At 61.7% G+C, this 18,135-nt stretch carries 14 protein-coding genes and 1 rRNA gene; 10 read left to right on the top strand and 5 right to left on the bottom strand.

What is annotated here, in order from left to right; all coding sequences use genetic code 11:
• The 4 genes from rrf to HWY05_RS06500 all read left to right on the top strand — a co-directional run.
• Nucleotides 1-112: ribosomal RNA gene (rrf, locus tag HWY05_RS06485) — 5S ribosomal RNA — on the top strand; the annotation flags it as partial.
• A gap of 571 nt (nucleotides 113-683) precedes the next feature.
• Nucleotides 684-1,520, top strand: a complete 837-nt coding sequence (gene imuA, locus HWY05_RS06490) for a translesion DNA synthesis-associated protein ImuA (RefSeq protein ID WP_035562036.1) — start codon at nucleotides 684-686, stop codon at nucleotides 1,518-1,520.
• Nucleotides 1,423-3,168, top strand: a complete 1,746-nt coding sequence (locus tag HWY05_RS06495) for a DNA polymerase Y family protein (RefSeq protein WP_176057819.1) — start codon at nucleotides 1,423-1,425, stop codon at nucleotides 3,166-3,168. Before imuA ends, HWY05_RS06495 begins: the two co-directional genes overlap by 98 nt.
• A 5-nt stretch (nucleotides 3,169-3,173) precedes the next feature.
• Nucleotides 3,174-6,662, top strand: coding sequence for an error-prone DNA polymerase (locus HWY05_RS06500; RefSeq protein ID WP_176057820.1), 3,489 nt, complete (start codon nucleotides 3,174-3,176; stop codon nucleotides 6,660-6,662).
• 99 nt (nucleotides 6,663-6,761) lie between these two features.
• Here the strand turns inward: HWY05_RS06500 and HWY05_RS06505 are convergent, their stop codons facing one another.
• Nucleotides 6,762-7,688, bottom strand: coding sequence for an SDR family oxidoreductase (locus HWY05_RS06505; protein ID WP_176057821.1), 927 nt, complete (start codon nucleotides 7,686-7,688; stop codon nucleotides 6,762-6,764).
• Nucleotides 7,689-7,701: 13 nt separating this feature from the next.
• Nucleotides 7,702-7,944 (bottom strand): heavy-metal-associated domain-containing protein, encoded by a 243-nt coding sequence (locus tag HWY05_RS06510; RefSeq protein ID WP_176057822.1) that lies wholly within the window; start codon nucleotides 7,942-7,944, stop codon nucleotides 7,702-7,704.
• A 124-nt stretch (nucleotides 7,945-8,068) separates the two neighbouring features.
• On the opposite strand from HWY05_RS06510, the gene cueR reads away from it, so the two are divergent.
• The 3 genes from cueR (at nucleotide 8,069) to HWY05_RS06525 (ending at nucleotide 9,542) form a co-directional block, all read left to right on the top strand.
• Nucleotides 8,069-8,491 carry a Cu(I)-responsive transcriptional regulator gene (gene cueR, locus HWY05_RS06515; protein ID WP_176057823.1) on the top strand — a complete coding sequence of 141 codons (423 nt, stop codon included), beginning with the start codon at nucleotides 8,069-8,071 and terminating at the stop codon, nucleotides 8,489-8,491.
• Between the two features lie 317 nt (nucleotides 8,492-8,808).
• Nucleotides 8,809-8,955 carry a DUF3563 family protein gene (locus HWY05_RS06520; protein ID WP_081935903.1) on the top strand — a complete coding sequence of 49 codons (147 nt, stop codon included), beginning with the start codon at nucleotides 8,809-8,811 and terminating at the stop codon, nucleotides 8,953-8,955.
• A gap of 233 nt (nucleotides 8,956-9,188) precedes the next feature.
• On the top strand, nucleotides 9,189-9,542 hold the full coding sequence (locus HWY05_RS06525) for a hypothetical protein (protein ID WP_035551668.1): 354 nt from the start codon (nucleotides 9,189-9,191) through the stop codon (nucleotides 9,540-9,542).
• Nucleotides 9,543-9,754: 212 nt separating this feature from the next.
• On the opposite strand, the gene rlmJ is transcribed toward HWY05_RS06525, so the two are convergent.
• Complete coding sequence (gene rlmJ, locus HWY05_RS06530) at nucleotides 9,755-10,600, bottom strand: 23S rRNA (adenine(2030)-N(6))-methyltransferase RlmJ (RefSeq protein ID WP_176057824.1); 846 nt, start codon at nucleotides 10,598-10,600, stop codon at nucleotides 9,755-9,757.
• Nucleotides 10,601-10,813: 213 nt separating this feature from the next.
• Nucleotides 10,814-11,785: an aldo/keto reductase gene (locus HWY05_RS06535; protein ID WP_035551665.1), complete on the bottom strand. Its 972-nt coding sequence runs from the start codon at nucleotides 11,783-11,785 to the stop codon at nucleotides 10,814-10,816.
• 223 nt (nucleotides 11,786-12,008) lie between these two features.
• Between HWY05_RS06535 and HWY05_RS06540 the strand changes: the two genes are divergently transcribed.
• Both HWY05_RS06540 and HWY05_RS06545 read left to right on the top strand, forming a co-directional pair.
• Entirely contained in the window at nucleotides 12,009-12,806 is a 798-nt protein-coding gene (locus HWY05_RS06540; protein WP_035551664.1) for a 3-hydroxybutyrate dehydrogenase, read from the top strand.
• Between the two features lie 10 nt (nucleotides 12,807-12,816).
• Nucleotides 12,817-14,055, top strand: coding sequence for a patatin-like phospholipase family protein (locus HWY05_RS06545; protein ID WP_035551661.1), 1,239 nt, complete (start codon nucleotides 12,817-12,819; stop codon nucleotides 14,053-14,055).
• 107 nt (nucleotides 14,056-14,162) lie between these two features.
• Here the strand turns inward: HWY05_RS06545 and HWY05_RS06550 are convergent, their stop codons facing one another.
• Entirely contained in the window at nucleotides 14,163-15,362 is a 1,200-nt protein-coding gene (locus HWY05_RS06550) for an amino acid aminotransferase (RefSeq protein WP_035551658.1), read from the bottom strand.
• A 310-nt stretch (nucleotides 15,363-15,672) separates the two neighbouring features.
• On the opposite strand from HWY05_RS06550, the gene uvrB reads away from it, so the two are divergent.
• Nucleotides 15,673-17,763 (top strand): excinuclease ABC subunit UvrB, encoded by a 2,091-nt coding sequence (gene uvrB, locus HWY05_RS06555; RefSeq protein ID WP_035551655.1) that lies wholly within the window; start codon nucleotides 15,673-15,675, stop codon nucleotides 17,761-17,763.
• The last annotated feature ends 372 nt before the right edge of the window (nucleotides 17,764-18,135 follow it).

Raw genomic sequence — 18,135 nt, forward strand, 5'->3', positions numbered from 1 at the left:
TGATGACCATAGCGAGTCGGTACCACCCCTTCCCATCCCGAACAGGACCGTGAAACGACTCCACGCCGATGATAGTGCGGATTGCCCGTGTGAAAGTAGGTAATCGTCAGGCTCCCTAGCAGAAAACAGAAACCCCACCCTAAAAGGTGGGGTTTCTGTCGTTTACGGCAGGGAAAATCGCAGATATACCTGCCGTCAACGCGTAGCGCGGGCAGGTAATCCGTCACATTGTCTCCTGACAGGCTCAAACGGCGTCTCAATCCCCGCCGGTTCGTTACGTGTCCACATCGCTCGCCCGCTCCAGTCGGCGCCAACTCCGACGTCCCCGTCTGCGCCCACGTGCACCTTCCCGATACGCTGCGTCACCCGGGCGCAGCGGACCAGTTTCCCTTCCAGTCCGCTCAGGCGCGCTTTCGCGCTGGCGTCTGATAGGTCATGCCTGCTGTAAAGCGATCCAGCCGTTCGCTCGCCTCGGTGATCGTCCACAGTGGGGCACGGTGCAACTGCTGGTCAAGCCAAACAAAACTTCATCCTTAAAGCGTCTTCCTTACGCACTTCGGGGCGCATCCCAGCCTTAACATCCATCTCAGAATACTGTATAAATATACAGTGAAACGCATCACCCCCGTGCCTGCTTGATGCTGGGCAGGGCGGAGCATTCCCTATTGAAAAAGAGCGTGTCTATGGCAGCAGCGATTCGGCTTGCAACCACCGCCTTGTCATCGCAATTGTCGCGTCAGATATGGCAGGGCAATGAGCTTGCCACAGCGGACTCGCGTGTGATTTCCAGCGGCTATGCCGAACTGGATCAATTGCTACCCGGACAAGGCTGGTCTGCAGGCGGTTTAACTGAGTTATTGATCGAACACGGTGGCGTGGGGGAGGTGCGTCTGTTGTCCCACGCGCTTCATCAACTGACCAGGCAGGCCGAACGGCACGTGCTGTTCGTGGCGCCGCCGTATCAGCTTTGTGCCGCGGCACTCGGGGCTTGGGGGATCGATGTCGAGCGGGTCTTATGGGTACGCGCTAGCGACGATCAGGCGCTGTGGGCCGCCACTCAGGCATTGAAGCAGGATGGCATCGGCGCGGTCCTGGTATGGCTGCCGAATGCCCGCGCCGATAAGGTCCGACGCTTGCAGGTGGCGGCTCAGGAATCGTCGTCGCTGGCATTTTTGATCCGCCCTGTCGAGATGGCCGCGCAGTCGTCACCAGCACCGTTACGCATGATCTGCGCGCCGCTCTTGCCGGCCAATGCACAGACGATCAACCGTCGGCAGTGGTTGCAGGAGATCGGTGTGTCGATCGATATCTTCAAGCGCCGCGGGCCTCCGCTAGCTGAGCCTCTGCGTCTCATTTTGCCTTTACAGAGCGCGTTGTTGCCGCAAAACCGAGTCGACGTCCATCAAGGACGAGAGATCAAACATGTTGTGGATCGCAGTCACATTGCCGCTCTTGTCGCTGGAAGCGGTGAAGCCCGCGCCGTTCCCGGATGGTTCGCCCGCGAAGCCGAATCAGTGTGAACCAAGCGACGAGGCCCGCGCACCTCGAAGTGGCGAAGACGTCACCGAGGGGCGTTGCTATGCGCTGGCCGATCATGCGCACATCCTGCTGCAGGATTTCGATGCCTTGCGCGCCGGTGTGCAAGTAGGTCATTCGCGATCCTATGCATTGGCGTTGGCGCCGGGTCTGAAACTGCTCGCCGCCGATGTCCCCCGCGAAACGCAGGCATTCGAAGCGATCGCGCTCGCTTTGCTGACCTACACGCCGAAAGTTTCGCTCGCCGACGCGCACACGCTTCTGCTGGAAGTGGGCTCCGGTTTGAGGCTGTTCGGCGGTTTGCGCATGTTGTTGTCGCGAGTGTCCGCGACGGTGGCGGAATTCGGCTACACCGCGCGTATCGCCTGCGCGCCGACTGCCTGGGGCGCGTGGCTGCTGGCGCAGGCGAAGGCGAAGGCCAGCAGGCAGGGGCGTCGCTGGCATGTGATAAAGGAGACGTCGCTCGCGCGCGTCCTCGACGGTTTATCCGTATCGCTGCTGCCAGTCACGCAGGCGCATCGCGATGCATTCGCGCATGTCGGCTGCAGTACGCTGGCCGATTTGCGTCAATTGCCGAGGTCGGGCGTCGTGCGGCGTTTCGGCAGCGGGATACTGGATCTGCTCGCGCAGGCGTATGGCACGCGGGCCGATCCGCGTGAGTCGTTTCGTGCGCCGGCGTCGTTTCATGCACAACTGGAATTGCCGTCGCGGGTCGAGAATGCCGATGCATTGCTGTTTGCCGCACGTCGACTGATTGTGCAACTGGCCGGGTGGCTGAGCGCGCATCACGCGGCGCTCAGCGCTTATACCTTGCTTCTCGAGCATGAATTGGCGTCTCGTCATGCGCCGAAGACATCGAGTTTGCGAGTCGCCTGGGCGATACCGTCGCGGGATGCCGAGCATTTGATCTGGTTGTTGCGGGAGAAATTGAATCAGACCGTTCTGGTGGCGCCGGTTATCGAGTTGAAACTGGTTGCGGATCAGATCGGTGACTATGCGGGGCAATCGGACACCTTGTTTCCGATGCCCGAGTCAGATGGCGAGTCGATTGCGCGTCTGCTCGAACGCTTGAGTGCGCGGTTGGGGCCGGAGAACGTGTTGCAGATGTCGGTGCGGGACGATCATCGTCCGGAGCGGGCAATGCGTGTGGAGGCGTACGAGGCGCAGGCGTTTTCACGCAAGAAGCGTTCGCCGGCGAAGGCGAGGGGAAAAGGCAAAGCGGATAAGACGTGGCTGACCGATGAGTTGCGGCGTGCCGCCGCGGAAGACGAGCAAGCAGGTGATGCGGCAGCGCAGGAAGCGCAAGCAATCCACGCAAGCCCCAACACCGCCAACAACTTCCCACCCTCCGCGCAAATCCCCCTCGACCTGCCCGACAGCGCATTACCTTCTCAACCTCGCCCGCTCTGGATGCTCGACAAACCGCTGCGTCTGATGATGCGTGACCAGCGGCCGATCTATCGTCGGCCGTTAAAAATGCTGACACGTACCGAGCGAATTGAAGCTGGGTGGTGGGACGGCAATCGTGTCGAGCGGGATTACTACGTCGCAGCCGACGATCGTGGTCACATGTTCTGGGTATACCGTGAACGCATTAGCGGCGAATGGTATTTGCACGGATTGTTCGGCTGAACATCATGACGAACTCGCAACCATCATCGCCCATTGAGCACGCGCTCGCGGCCAACTTGCCGGCGTATGCGGAGTTGCATTGCCTGACGAACTTCTCGTTTCTGCGTGGCGCATCGCATCCGCACGAACTCGTGGAGCAGGCCATGTCGTGTGGCTACAGTGCACTCGCCATTACCGACGAATGCTCGTTGGCGGGTGTCGTACGTGCGCACACGGCGTTAAAAGAAATCGAGCAGGAGCACGAACGTCAACTGACAGAATCCCACGAATCAAAACCCATCCCTCACCTGATCATCGGCAGCGAGCTCAATCTGACCGACGACACCGGCAAGCCCTTCTGCACGCTGGTTGCGCTCGCAACCAACCGCAACGGCTACGGTAATCTTTCCGAACTGATCACGCTGGCCCGCTCACGCGCGGACAAAGGCAGCTATCGCCTCGGCCCGTCCGACATCGCCGATTCGTTGCCGCATCTGGAACATCTGCAGGCGTTGCCGGACTGCCTTCTGATGCTCGTGCCGCAACGCACGGCGACGCTCGCTCATACGCTGCGTTGCGCGCATTGGCTCGCGTCGTTCGCGGCGCAGCGTGCGTGGATCGCGCTCGAACTCTGGCAAACCGGCAGCGACGATCTGCAGATCGACGCATTGCGGATGATTTCATGCGCGAGTGGTTTGCCGCTGGTCGCGGCGGGCGGCGTTCTGATGCATACGCGCTCGCGCAAGCCTTTACAGGACACCATGACCGCGATCGGCCTCGTTACGCCGCTCTCGGCCTGCGGCCACGCGCTCGAGGCGAACGCCGAGCGGCACATGCGCTCGCGCGTGCGGCTCGGCAAACTGTATCCGCGCGACACGCTCGAAGAAACGCTGCGGATCGCCGCGCTCTGCCGCTTCTCGCTCGACGAACTCAAATACGAGTATCCGGAAGAACTGGTGCCGGCCGGCGAATCGCCGTCGAGTTATCTGCGCAAGCTGGTCATGGCCGGCGCGGTGGAGCGCTGGCCCGACGGGATGGACCTGAAACGAATCGGTCAGATCGAGAAAGAACTGGGGCTGATCGCCGACCTGAAATACGAAAAGTATTTCCTCACCGTGCACGATATCGTGAGCTTCGCTCGCTCGAGAAACATCCTGTGCCAGGGGCGCGGATCGGCGGCGAATTCGATCGTGTGCTACTGCTTGCATGTGACGGAAATCGATCCGGTGCAGATGAACATGCTGATCGAACGCTTCATCTCGCGCGCACGCAACGAGCCGCCGGATATCGACGTCGACTTCGAGCATCAGCGCCGCGAGGAGGTGATTCAATATATCTATGCCAAGTACGGCCGTCATCGCGCGGCGTTGACGGCGTCGCTGATTACGTATCACGCTCGCAGTGCGCTGAAGGACGTCGGCAAGGCGCTGGGTCTCGAGGCGTCGTTGATCGAACGGATCAGCAAGTCGCAGCAGTGGTGGGACGGCACGGACGCGGTCGCCAAATATCTGGCCGAAGCGGGCTTCGACGCCAACTCGCACATCACGCAGAACCTGATTCGTCTCACCCGGGAGTTGCGTAGTTTTCCGCGCCATCTGTCGCAACACGTCGGCGGCTTTGTGATCGCGAAAGACAAACTATCGCGGCTCGTGCCGATCGAAAACGCGACGATGAAAGACCGCAGCGTGATCGAGTGGGACAAGGACGACATCGACGCGCTCAAGCTGCTGAAAGTCGACGTGCTGGCGCTCGGCATGTTGTCGGCGATCCGGCGCGCGTTGGAATTCGTCGCGCTGAGACGTGGATTTCCGCGCTTCAGAATGCAGGACATTCCGCGAGAGGATCGCGCCGTCTACGAGATGTGCGGCCACGCCGATACGATCGGCGTGTTCCAGATCGAATCGCGCGCGCAGCAAAGCATGTTGCCGCGTTTGAAGCCGAACAAATACTACGATCTCGTGATCGAAGTGGCGATCGTGCGGCCCGGGCCGATTCAGGGCGGCATGGTGCATCCTTATCTGCGTCGCAAGCAAGGTCTCGAAGCGGTCGATTACGCCAAGGACGAATTGCGGCCGGTGCTCGAACGCACGCTCGGTGTGCCGATTTTCCAGGAGCAGGTCATGCATCTGGCGATGGTCGCGGCGAAATATACCGGCGAGCAGGCCGATCAGTTACGTCGCGCGATGGCCGCGTGGCGGCGCAGCGGCAACATCGAAAAGTATCAGAAGGATTTGAGCGAGCGCATGCTCGAACGCGGTTATGAGCCGGCGTTTATCGAGCGCATCTGCAAGCAGATCGAGGGCTTCGGCGAGTACGGTTTTCCGGAGAGCCATGCGGCGAGTTTCGCGTTGCTCGTCTATCTCAGCGCGTGGCTGAAGCGTTATGAGCCGGCGGCTTTTCTGGCGGGCTTGCTGAACAGCCAGCCGTTGGGGTTTTATTCGCCGTCGCAACTCGTGCAGGATGCGAAGCGTCATGGCGTCCCGGTGTTGCCGCCCGATGTGACGCTGAGCGATTGGGAGTCCACGTTCGAGCGGCGCGATCATGAAGGGCAGCGGATCTCAGCGGACGAGACCTGTCTGCATCGTCAGTACGCCGTGCTATCCGCGCAGCAATTGCGTGATCTGGCGTTGCGGCGGTTGACGGTAAGCCGGACGATCCGTCGCGCGGCCAAACGTATGACGGCTCGCGTGTTTCAGGCGTCGAACACGTATGGCGCGCGCGGTCCCGCTGTGCGCATCGGCATGCATCTGATCAAGGGGCTGGCGCAGGGCGCCGCCGAACGCATCATGGCGGCTCGCCGCGACGCGCAGTTTGCCGACGTCGACGATCTGGCGCGTCGCGCGGCCTTGACGCGGCGCGATCTCGAAGCGCTCGCCGCGGCGAATGCGCTGGTCAGTATCGCGGGTCATCGGCGTGAAGCGTGGTGGGCCGTGACCGCGCAGCACACGGTGCCGAAACTGCTGCGCGACGCACCGATTGCCGAAGCGCCGTTGGCGTTGCCGCAGGCGGCCGAAAGCCGCGAGATCGTCGACGATTACGCCAGCATTGGCCTCACGCTCAATCGTCATCCGCTCGCGTTGTTGCGTCCGCGGCTTGCCCAGCAGCGTTTTCGCGCGGCGGCCGAACTTGCCGCGTGTCAGCACGGCACGCTGGCGCGGGCATGCGGCATCGTCACCGTGCGGCAGCGGCCGGGCACGGCGAACGGGACGGTGTTCGTTTCCATCGAAGACGAGACGGGGTCGGTCAATGTGATCGTCTGGCCGTCGCTGGTGGAGAAGCAGCGCAAGGTGTTGCTGGGCGCGTCGTTGCTGGCGGTTTACGGCGTCGTGCAGCGTGACGATGGTGTCGCAACTGGTGGCGATAACGGCAAGGCGGGGCAGACGGTGAATGGGAAGCCGGGCGGCAAGGGGAAGCGGAAAAACACGGGCGAGGTGATTCATCTCGTCGCCCATCGTCTTGAGGATCTTAGCGATTGGCTCGGCGAACTCGCCACGGCGAGTCGCGATTTTCATTGAGGTGGTTTGGGGTTTTGCGGTTTGCGGGTGTGGGTGGTTAGGTGGTTCGGCACTCGGGCACTCGGGCACCTGAGGCGCTCATGCCCACACCACACACACTTATTCCGCCGTATCACCGCGCCACGGAAACGCCGCCAACACCTGCCGGATCGCCGTATCGAACGGCGTACGGCGGCCGATCCCAAGCGCTTCGAGTCGATCCGACGCCAGATGGCAGTTATGCGGACGCGGCGTCGCATCGGTCGGCGTGTGCTGCGGCGTCAGTCGCGCGTCGACCTGTAATGCTTCGGCAAGACGAATCGCGATTTCGTACTTGGTCATCGGTTCGTCGCCCGACCATTGCACGATGCCGCGGATCGCTTCGTCGCGCGCGTGCCGTTCGAGCATCTGCCGGATCACGAACGCGATATCCGGCGTGAAGGTTGGATAGCGGATCGCCCAGGCATCCATGACCGCGGATTTGCCATCCGCCGACGCCGATGCCGATGCGGCGATCGCCGGCACGAGACTCGTCACCGCCGATTCCGCCCAGCCGACGATCGGCCCATACAGCAGCGGCAAACGCAGCACGCAGCCGAGATCGGTCGTGTCCAGCAGTGCGTGCTCGCCTTCGAGCTTGCTGCGTCCATAGGCGTTGAGCGGCGAAGGCGCGGCGTCATGCCGATAGGGCGGGTGGGCGCCGTCGAAAACGTAGTCGGTGGAGATCGACAGCGTCCAGGCGCCGCGCCGGTTTGCCGCGGCGGCCAGGGTGCGAACCGCGTCGACATTCAGTGCGCGGGCCAGCGCCGGATCGTGCTCGCACACGTCCGGCCGACGTTCCGCGGCGGCAATCACGAGCGCGTCCGGTGCTTCGCGCTCGACGAATTGCTCGACCGCGTGGGCGTCGCGAATATCCAGTGTGATGGCGTTCGGCGCCGGGCGGCTGAACGTCGTGGCGACGACTTGCCAGCCGGCCTGCTGCGCCAGTTCGCCGACGAGCGCGCGGCCGAGCAGCCCGGAGGCGCCAATGACAGCAACTTTGAACATGACGTGAACCCGCTTAGCGAAGCGCGCCGCCGCCTGCGGCGCCGCTGGTCACGCTTTTGACCGTGTAGCCGGCTTCGTCGATGGCGCCCTTCAGCGCGTCAGCCGATTGCGCCGATTGCGCCGATTCGACCACAACGCGTCCCGATGCCAGATCCACCTGAACCTGCGCGGCTTCGTCGTGCTCGCGGATTGCATTCGTCACCGCTGCCACACAGTGCTGGCAGCTCATGCCTTCTACCTGAAATTCGATCGTCATCGGGATGGGTCTCGGGGAAATGGATAGTGCGATAGTTGAATTATGCCTGCCGATCCGCACTTGAGTGCTAGACCCTCCCATCATGGGAAGGTGTAGGATCGATTCAAACCTTGGGGGAAGAGTGATGAATATCGGTGAAGCGGCCCGCTCGTCGGGCGTCACGGCGAAGATGATTCGCTACTACGAAAGCGTCGGCCTGCTGATGGCGAAGGCGCGTACCAACGCGGGTTATCGCGTATACGGTCCGCAGGAGGTTCACTCGCTACGCTTTATCCGGCAGGCGCGCCGGCTCGGTTTCCTGGTCGAAGACATTCGACGGCTGCTGGCGCTGTGGCACGACCGCTCGCGGGCGAGCGCCGAAGTGAAGGCGATCGCGCTGGAACATGTAGCCGAACTCGATCGCCGAATCGCCGAACTCACCGATATGCGTGACACGTTGGCGCATCTGGCGGACCATTGTCACGGCGACGACCGGCCCGATTGCCCGATTATCGAGCGACTCGCCGATACCGATCTGCGGTCGGGACATGGTTGTCATCCCGTCTGATGGTGCGTTTGATCATGCGTGAACGGCGGAAGGTGCAACCTGCGACAGAGTTTTATCGCAACCGGGTGGTATTTGCACTAAAAAAGTGCAAAATAATTCGGGGTGATATCGACTTCCAGGAAATCCTGGCTGTCAGCATAGATAAATCAAAGACTTAGCTGCACCGTTACCGTGCACCATTCCAAAGCGGAATGCACGTCATGCGGGCATTTCATTAGCAAGGTTGCACCATAGGGCTATAATCCGGGTTAACCCTTTTAGGGGAAATCCCTGATGAACAGTGCACCGGGGATTCAATCTGATCCTTGGAGAACATCATGTTTGCATACATTCTTGAAAAGCTGAGCACCTGGTTTGAAGCCGCAGAACGTAACCGTCGTGAAGCCTACCTGGCATCGTCGTCGGATATCGTTCAGTTGGAACAACGCATCCGCACGCTCGAAACCAACGGCTACTCGCTGTAAGTTTCATCCGTGTCACGTTGGACCGGCAGCGCTCGGCAGCGCAGCCTCTGCAGTCAGTGTTGAGCCCCGTATTGACGGGGCTTTGTCACATCTGGGCCCAGCAAAATCGCACAACGCGGCGCGCGCCACGCCCGTTCCTGGCGAATATCGACTAGCCTGGCGAGTGACGTCGCGGTAAGGTAAGACGTTTTTAGATTTTTCTCCGACGTTCTCAAATTCAACCGGTCCGTCCTATGCCTTCCGTCCGTTCGCTCAAATTCATCTTCGCCGTGGCCGCAGCGGTCTCGCTGACGACGATTTTTACCGCGCCGGTGGCATACGCCGCGTCGAGCACGAACACGACGCGCAAGCCGTTGATCCTCGACTCGCAGAACGGCATCAACGACGGCCAAAGCGGCACCGTACTGCAGACCGCGCCGCTCTCGCATCAGCCGATCGTCGGAGCGCAGCCCATCGCGGCGCCCACCGAGCTCGCGCCTAATTCGTCGATGCCTTACGTCGTCGCGCCGTATATCCAGTTGCCCACGGGCGGAAACACACCGCAGCCGCCACGGCCGCAGCCGCGCCCCGTGCCGCGATCGCAATAGGCGTCGGCGGCATATTCCGCCTGGTCGCTTCCTTTCGCCCAGATCTCCAGTAACACGTCGCGACGCACCGCCAGTGCCTGGCCGGCGTCGCTGCGTTTGCTCGCGCGCTACCGTGCGCGACAGATCGTCGTCGCGGTACTGAAATCGAAAGCGGATCAGATCAAGACGTTGGCCGACTTCAAACGCGCAAAGGTGGGCGTGAGTGCGCCACCTTAGTCGCCGCGATACTCGACCTTGAACTGCGCGGCCTTGTCTTCACCGAGCGCCTTAACCAGCCACGGCATCTGATCTTTAAGCGTTTTGGCCAGCGTATACGGCGGGTTCAGAATGAACATGCCGCTACCGAACAGGCCAAAACCATCTTCCGGCGGATTGCTCACCGTCAGGCTCACGTGCAGCCAGTTACGCTCCTGCAACTTCTTCAGTTGATCGGGAAAGCGCTGCGATTCAAGGCGCCGCACCTGCGGATACCAGACCGCATAGGTACCGGTCGGAAAGCGCTTCAGGCTCTCATCGACGCAGCGTAACGTGCGCGTGTAATCGCGTTTGTCCTCGTACGACGGATCGAGCAGCACCAGCGCACGGCGCGGCGCCGGCGGCAGCAACGCGAGGATGCCGTCGAAGCCGTCGCCGGCATACAGCATGGCCCGGCGGCCCGCGTCGCGGAAATTGTGGCGCAGCACGTCGATTTCGGTGGTGTGCAGTTCGAACAGACGCATGCGGTCCTGCTCGCGCAACTGCCGCCACGCAATGTAGGGCGAACCGGGGTAGAAGCGCAGTTGGCCGTCCGGATTGAGCGCGGCCACTTCGTCGACGTAATCGGCGAGCAACGGCGGCAGATCGTTGCGCTCCCACAGTTTGGCGATGCCGGTCTGGAACTCGCCGGTTTTGACCGCGTAGCCTTCCTTCAGCGAATAGACGCCGGCGCCCGCATGCGTGTCGATATACCAGTAGGCTTTGTCCTTCTGACCGAGATAGCGCAAGAGCTGCAACACGACGGCGTGTTTCAGGACGTCGGCGTGATTGCCTGCGTGAAAGGCGTGGCGGTAGCTAAGCATGATGAGGAGACGCTGAAAGAAGGCGTGCCGGCCGAGGTCGGATCCGGCGATGCGGGTGCAATATGGCTGCACAGCGGGCATAGAGCGCCGATGCGAGGCGCGGTCGCGTATTGTACGCGACGCCGCGCCGCACTTCGCGCATTGCAGCGAGTTCCGCGTAACACGGGCCGCGCTGCAGCCAGCCCCATGTTACGCGGCACGGCGCGAGTCCGGTCAGTCGTACGCGTCGCCGATAATGTCTTCGATCTTCTGCTTGATCTCCGGCGTGATTCGCGTGGCCACTTCGGCGGATTGCATGTTCTCGCCGATCTGTTCGACCCGCGATGCACCGGTGATCACCGTGCTCACATGCGGATTCTTCAGAAGCCAGGCGATTGCCAGTTGACCGATCGTGCAGTCCAGCTCGTCGGCCACTTCGCCGAGTTTGCCGACCACATTGTTCTTGCCCGAGTCGGTCAGTTGCTTGCGCAACCAGTCGTAGCCTTGCAACTGTGCGCGGCTATCGGCGGGCACGCCGTCGCGGTATTTGCCGGTCAACAGACCGGACGCGAGCGGACTCCACGTGGTCAGTCCAAGACCGATGTCCTCATAAAGCCGCTTGTATTCCTGTTCGACGCGTTTGCGATGAAACAGGTTGTATTGCGGCTGCTCCATGACCGGCTTGTGCAGATGATGACGCTCGGCGATGTCGTAGGCCGCGCGAATTTCGTCGGCGCTCCATTCGGACGTGCCCCAGTACAGCGCCTTGCCGCGCGTGATCATGTCGCTCATGGCCCAGACGGTTTCCTCGACGGGCGTGTTCGGGTCAGGACGATGACAGAACACGAGATCGACATAATCGAGCTGCAGACGCTTGAGCGAAGCGTCGATCGCGTTCATCAGGTATTTACGGTTCAGCGTGTGGTATTGATTCGGCGCTTCCGAAAGTCCCCAGAAGAATTTGGTCGACACGACGTAGCTCACGCGCGGCCACGCCAGTTCCTTGAGCGCCTGGCCCATGATTTCTTCCGACTTGCCGCCCGCGTAGACCTCGGCGTTATCGAAAAAATTGACACCGGCGTCGCGCGCCGCCGCGAGCGATTCACGCGCCGCGCCATGGTCGACCTGATTGCCGTAGGTGACCCACGAGCCGATGGACAGTTCGCTGACTTGCAGGCCAGAGCGGCCCAGACGTCGATAATTCATGCCTTCCTCCTTGTTGGTGATGCCACAGGAATCTCGCCGAAAACATCCAGTTTAAAGAGATCCGGGTCGATGTGCGTTTTACCGATGGAGTTCACACGGTTCATGCACAATAGCAGCGTTGGCCGCAGTGCAGCATTCGGCCAGACGGCCTATGCCGTTTGGCTGACTTCACGCCGCCCGCGGTCCGTGGTCTCATTGCTCATCAACTGCATGGAGGTTCTGGATGTCGTCACTGAACACGAATCTGAATGGCAAAGTCGCGGTAGTCACCGGTGCTGCTAGCGGCATCGGCAAGCAGATTGCGCTCACCCTTTCGGCAGCGGGCGCGGCGGTCGCGATCGCCGACCTGAATCAGGACGGGGCGAACGCCGTCGCTGAAGAAATCAACCAGGGCGGCGGCAAGGCAATCGGCGTGGCCATGGACGTCACGAACGAAGACGCCGTCAACCAGGGCATCGACAAGGTTGCCGCCGAATTCGGCTCGATCGATATTCTGATTTCCAACGCCGGCATCCAGATCGTTAATCCAATCGAAAACTATTCGTTTTCCGACTGGAAGAAAATGCAGGCGATTCACGTGGACGGCGCTTTCCTGACCACCAAGGCCGCGCTCAAGCACATGTACAAAGACGATCGCGGCGGCATCGTGATCTACATGGGCTCGGTCCATTCGCATGAAGCGTCGCCGCTGAAGTCCGCTTACGTGACCGCCAAGCATGCGTTGCTGGGCCTCTCGCGCGTGCTGGCCAAGGAAGGCGCGAAGCACAACGTGCGTTCGCACGTGGTGTGTCCGGGTTTCGTGCGCACGCCGCTGGTCGACAAGCAGATTCCCGAGCAGGCCAAAGAACTCGGCATCAGCGAAGAAGACGTGATCAAGCGCGTGATGCTGGGCGGCACGGTCGACGGCATCTTCACCACGGTGGAAGACGTCGCGCAGACGGTGCTGTTCCTCTCCACCTTCCCGACGGCGGCGCTGACCGGCCAGTCCTTTATTGTGAGCCACGGCTGGTACATGCAATAAGGAGGCGCCCATGGCGCAACGCAATCTCAAGCGGGCGCGCGTAGGTGCGCCCGGCGACGGGGAAGGCGAGGGCGCGGGTCCCGCGCCCGCTGCACACCCCGGCCGGCACCTCCATTTGCCCAAGTACGAAACCGTCGCCCTGGTGCTGCAAGGCGGTGGCGCATTGGGCGCCTACCAGGCCGGCGTCTATCAAGGGCTCTACGAGGCCGGCATCGAGCCCAACTGGCTGGCGGGTATTTCGATCGGCGCGTTGAATACGGCGATCATCGCCGGCAATCCACCGGAGAAGCGTGTCGAACGGCTGCTGCAGTTCTGGGAGACGATCTGCCAGCCGGCATTCGGTCCGCCGCTGCCGGCCTTTATCGAACACGCGCTCTTCAATTCCAGCGAGGCGATACGCAAGGCTTTCACGGCCACCCAGGCGATGGGCGCTATCGTCGAAGGGCAAAAGGGATTCTTTGTGCCACGTTTCCCGCCGCCGTTGCCCACGGTGTCCGGGCCGCCGCAAATGGCCAGCTACTATGACACCACGCCGCTGAAGGCTACGCTTGAAGCGATGTGCGATTTCGACCGGATTAACTCGAAGGAAATGCGCGTGTCGGTGGGGGCGGTCAATTGCGGTACGGGGAATTTCGCGTACTTCGATAACACGCATACCACGCTGAGGCCTGAGCATTTCATGGCATCGGGTGCGTTGCCGCCGGGCTTCGCGGCGGTCGAGATCGACGGTCAGTACTACTGGGACGGCGGTTTGATGTCGAATACGCCGCTCTACGAGGTGATGCAGTCCACGCCGCGTCACGACACGCTCGCGTTCCAGGTCGATCTGTGGAGCGCGATCGGGCCGGTGCCGGACAACATCACCGACGTTCAGGGGCGCATGAAGGACATTCAGTACTCGAGCCGTACGCGTCTCGTGACCGATATGCTGCAGCGGTCGCAGCGTTTCCGGCACGTGTTGCGCGAAGTGCTGGACCGCGTACCGTCCGATCAGCGCGACGATCCGTGGTGCAAGCTGGCCGACGATCTATCGTGCTCGAAGCGCTACAACGTGATGCATCTCATCTATCGGCAAAAGGAGTACGAAGGGCATTTCAAGGACTTCCAGTTCGGCCTGACGACGATGCGCGAACACTGGCAAAGCGGTCTCGACGATATCCACCGTTCGCTTGCGCAACCCGATTGGCTCGACATGCCGGATAACGATGCGGGTTTTGTCACGCACGATATTCATCGCGATTCACGTTGAGAAGATCGCAAGCCACAATCGCCACAAACGAAAAACGGCGCCCGCAAGGGCGCCGTTTTCACATCAACCAGGCGCGCGCGGAACAAGCCGCGCGCCGACAAGGCTTCTTACTTCAACACGTGAGCGATCGCGCTAGCCACGACGTCGAGATTGCGCGTGTTCAGCGCAGCCACGCAGATACGGCCGGTGCTCACTGCATAGATGCCGAACTCTTCGCGCAGACGGTCCACTTGCGGCGCCGTCAGACCCGAGTACGAGAACATGCCGCGTTGTGCGTTTACGAAGCTGAAGTCGCGATCCACGCCGCTTGCCTTCAGGCGTTCGACCAGACCGTTGCGCATGGCGCGGATACGGTCGCGCATTTCGCCCAGTTCCGTTTCCCACGTGGCGCGCAGATCGGCCGACGCGAGCACCGCAGCGACCACCGAGCCGCCATGCGTGGGCGGGTTCGAGTAGTTCGTGCGGATCACGCGCTTGAGTTGCGACAGCACGCGCGACGATTCTTCCTTGCTCGCGGTGATGATGGACAGCGCGCCGATGCGCTCGCCATACAGCGAGAACGACTTCGAGAACGACGACGACACGAACACGTTCAGTTCCGACGCGGCGAACAGGCGCACGGCGGCTGCGTCCGATTCGATGTTGTCGCCGAAACCCTGATACGCGATGTCGAGGAACGGCACCAGATTGCGCGCCTTGACGACTTCGACCACCTGCTTCCATTGCTCGACGCTGAGGTCGACGCCGGTCGGGTTGTGGCAGCAAGCGTGCAGCACGACGACCGTGCCCGCCGCGTAGCTGTTCAGCGCGCTCAGCATGCCTTCGAAGTTCACGCCATGCGTTTGCGCGTCGTAGTACGGGTACGACAGGACTTCAAAGCCTGCGCTTTCAAACAGCGCGCGGTGGTTTTCCCAGCTCGGGTCGCTGATCGCGACCTTGGCGTTCGGGTCAAGGCGCTTCAGGAAGTCCGCGCCGATCTTCAGCGCGCCCGTGCCGCCCAGTGCCTGCGCCGTCACGACGCGACCGGCCGCGATCAGCGCCGAGTCGTTGCCGAGCAGCAGCGTTTGCACGGCTGCGTCGTAGGCGGCGATGCCTTCGATCGGCAGATAGCCGCGCGGCAGCGCGGCTTCGACGCGCGCCCGTTCGGCTTCGCGCACGGCGCGCAGCAGCGGAATCTTGCCTTCTTCATTGAAGTACACGCCGACGCCAAGATTGACCTTGGTGGCGCGCGCATCGGCGTTAAAAGCTTCGTTCAGGCCCAGAATCGGGTCGCGGGGAGCAAGTTCGACGGCGGAGAACAGAGACATGATGGGTGGGCAGCAGTAGTGAAAAGAGGGCGGCGGCATCGAGCGCGGGGCGGCCCGGCCAGCTGCGTCTGACAAAAAACACTGGCGGGTGGCGGGCAGCTGCGAGCGAGCGCAACTTCGCATTGTAACGAATTCACGGCCTTTTTTCGGCCGACGCGGCCTGTCGAGGGGAATTAATTGCTTGAAAAACAGGCAGCCAGGCGCCACGTCGTAGCGAGGGATTGAGCCCAACCTCTACGCGGACCCGCTCAGCCCGGGCTCGCGCAACCCGTTAGAATAGTTCTTTGCCCAAGGCCCGGTGCCGCCCCACATGTCCGAACAACACCACACTGAAGCCGAAGACGCGCTCGACGAATCCAAATTCGTCACGTTCGAAGGCTCGCCGTTCCAGCTCTACCAGCCGTACCTGCCGGCCGGCGACCAGCCCACGGCGATCGACACGCTCGTCGAAGGCGTCGAAGACGGTCTGTCGTTCCAGACGCTGCTCGGCGTGACCGGCTCCGGCAAGACCTTCACGATGGCCAACACGATCGCCCGGCTGGGTCGTCCGGCGATCGTGTTCGCGCCGAACAAGACGCTCGCCGCGCAGCTTTATTCGGAGTTCCGCGAGTTCTTCCCGCGCAACGCGGTCGAGTACTTCGTTTCGTACTACGACTACTACCAGCCGGAAGCGTACGTGCCGCAGCGCGACCTGTTCATCGAAAAGGACTCGTCGATCAACGAGCACATCGAGCAGATGCGGTTATCGGCCACCAAGAGCCTGCTGGAGCGGCGCGACGTGGTGATCGTGGCGACGGTGTCGGCGATTTACGGTATCGGCAATCCGTCCGAGTACCACAAGATGATTCTGACGCTGCGCACCGGTGACAAACTCGGCCAGCGCGACATCATCGCGCGGCTGATCGCGATGCAGTACAACCGCAACGAAGCCGATTTCCAGCGCGGCTCGTTCCGCGTGCGCGGCGACACCATCGACATTTTCCCGGCCGAGCATGCCGAGATGGCGGTGCGCCTCGAACTGTTCGACGACGAAGTCGAAACGCTGCAGCTGTTCGATCCGCTCACCGGCCGCGTGCGGCAGAAGATTGCGCGTTTCACGGTGTATCCGTCGTCGCACTATGTAACGCCGCGCGATACGGTGATGCGCGCGGTCGAAACCATCAAGAACGAGTTGCGCGAGCGGCTCGAATTCTTCTATGGCGACGGCAAACTGGTCGAAGCGCAGCGCCTCGAGCAGCGCACCCGCTTCGATCTGGAAATGCTGCAGGAGCTGGGCTTCTGCAAAGGCATCGAAAACTACTCGCGGCATTTTTCGGGCGCGGCGCCCGGCGAGCCGCCGCCTACGCTGGTCGACTACCTGCCGCCGGACGCGATCATGCTGCTCGACGAATCGCACGTGCTGATCGGCCAGTTGAACGGCATGTACAACGGCGACCGGGCGCGCAAGGAGAACCTCGTCGACTACGGTTTCCGTTTGCCGTCGGCGTTGGACAACCGGCCGCTCAAGTTCAACGAGTTCGAGCGCAAGATGCGCCAGGTGGTGTTCGTGTCGGCCACGCCGGCGGATTACGAGCAGAAAACCGCCGGGCAGGTGGCCGAGCAACTGGTGCGACCCACTGGGCTCGTCGATCCGCAAATCGAGGTGCGGCCGGCCCGCAGCCAGGTCGACGACGTGCTCGGCGAGATCAACGAGCGCGTCAAAGTCGGCGATCGTGTACTGGTCACCGTGCTGACCAAGCGCATGGCCGAGCAGTTGACCGAGTTTCTGGCCGATCACGGCGTCAAGGTGCGCTATCTGCACAGCGACATCGACACGGTGGAGCGGGTTGAAATCATCCGCGATTTGCGCTTGGGCACGTTCGACGTGCTGGTCGGGATCAACCTGCTGCGCGAAGGGCTGGATATTCCGGAAGTGTCGCTGGTCGCGATTCTCGACGCGGACAAGGAAGGCTTTCTGCGCTCTGAGCGCTCGCTGATCCAGACCATCGGCCGGGCGGCGCGCAACGTGAACGGCAAGGCGATTCTGTACGGCGACAAGATAACCGACTCGATGCGTCGCGCGATCGACGAAACCGAGCGGCGGCGCACCAAGCAGACCGCCTTCAATCTCGCGAACGGCATTACGCCGCGCGGGGTGGTCAAGCGGATTCGCGACATTATCGACGGCGTGTACAACGTCGACGACGCGCGCGCCGAACTGAAGGAACAGCAAACGCGCGCGAAGTTCGAGGACATGTCCGAAAAGCAGCTCGCCAAGGAACTCAAGCGCCTCGAAAAGCAGATGATGGAGCACGCCAAGAATCTGGAATTCGAGAAAGCGGCGCAGACCCGCGACCAATTGGCGCTGCTGCGCCAACGCGTGTTCGGCGCGAACGTCGGCGATCACATCTCCGGCGTCTGATTCACGTATCGCCAGCACTCGAGGCGCGGCAGTCTGCCGCGCCTTTTCTTTTGATGTCGGACAAAGCATCGGCAAACGGCCGACACTGTCCCGACAACATCCCTACATAAGACCACCTGGCAGACCGACAGCTACCCGACATCGGGTCGGCGCGACACCTGTCGGTGCGTTCGAACGTTTCCTTAAGAATGCCTTAAGACCCCTCTGCCATAAGGCTTTGGGCACGGTCCAATTTGTTCTCACCCGCGATCGATGATAAACTCATTCAATATTGAGAATGGTTCGCATTAACGTTTTGGTATGCGCTTTGCTTACGGTCTGTGGGTGTTCTGAAAGATAATGGTCGCGCCAGCCGAGACGTGCCTGACCGCA

Source organism: Paraburkholderia sp. BCC1876 (genome assembly GCF_902833695.1).
Lineage (GTDB): Bacteria > Pseudomonadota > Gammaproteobacteria > Burkholderiales > Burkholderiaceae > Paraburkholderia.

Coding starts and splice junctions, on each gene's coding strand:
- HWY05_RS06500 (WP_176057820.1), top strand. CDS start 3,174: ATGACGAACTCGCAACCATCATCGCCCATTGAGCACGCGCTCGCGGCC.
- imuA (WP_035562036.1), top strand. CDS start 684: ATGGCAGCAGCGATTCGGCTTGCAACCACCGCCTTGTCATCGCAATTG.
- HWY05_RS06550 (WP_035551658.1), bottom strand. CDS start 15,362: ATGTCTCTGTTCTCCGCCGTCGAACTTGCTCCCCGCGACCCGATTCTG.
- cueR (WP_176057823.1), top strand. CDS start 8,069: ATGAATATCGGTGAAGCGGCCCGCTCGTCGGGCGTCACGGCGAAGATG.
- rlmJ (WP_176057824.1), bottom strand. CDS start 10,600: ATGCTTAGCTACCGCCACGCCTTTCACGCAGGCAATCACGCCGACGTC.
- HWY05_RS06520 (WP_081935903.1), top strand. CDS start 8,809: ATGTTTGCATACATTCTTGAAAAGCTGAGCACCTGGTTTGAAGCCGCA.
- HWY05_RS06495 (WP_176057819.1), top strand. CDS start 1,423: ATGTTGTGGATCGCAGTCACATTGCCGCTCTTGTCGCTGGAAGCGGTG.
- HWY05_RS06540 (WP_035551664.1), top strand. CDS start 12,009: ATGTCGTCACTGAACACGAATCTGAATGGCAAAGTCGCGGTAGTCACC.
- uvrB (WP_035551655.1), top strand. CDS start 15,673: ATGTCCGAACAACACCACACTGAAGCCGAAGACGCGCTCGACGAATCC.
- HWY05_RS06535 (WP_035551665.1), bottom strand. CDS start 11,785: ATGAATTATCGACGTCTGGGCCGCTCTGGCCTGCAAGTCAGCGAACTG.
- HWY05_RS06505 (WP_176057821.1), bottom strand. CDS start 7,688: ATGTTCAAAGTTGCTGTCATTGGCGCCTCCGGGCTGCTCGGCCGCGCG.
- HWY05_RS06510 (WP_176057822.1), bottom strand. CDS start 7,944: ATGACGATCGAATTTCAGGTAGAAGGCATGAGCTGCCAGCACTGTGTG.
- HWY05_RS06545 (WP_035551661.1), top strand. CDS start 12,817: ATGGCGCAACGCAATCTCAAGCGGGCGCGCGTAGGTGCGCCCGGCGAC.
- HWY05_RS06525 (WP_035551668.1), top strand. CDS start 9,189: ATGCCTTCCGTCCGTTCGCTCAAATTCATCTTCGCCGTGGCCGCAGCG.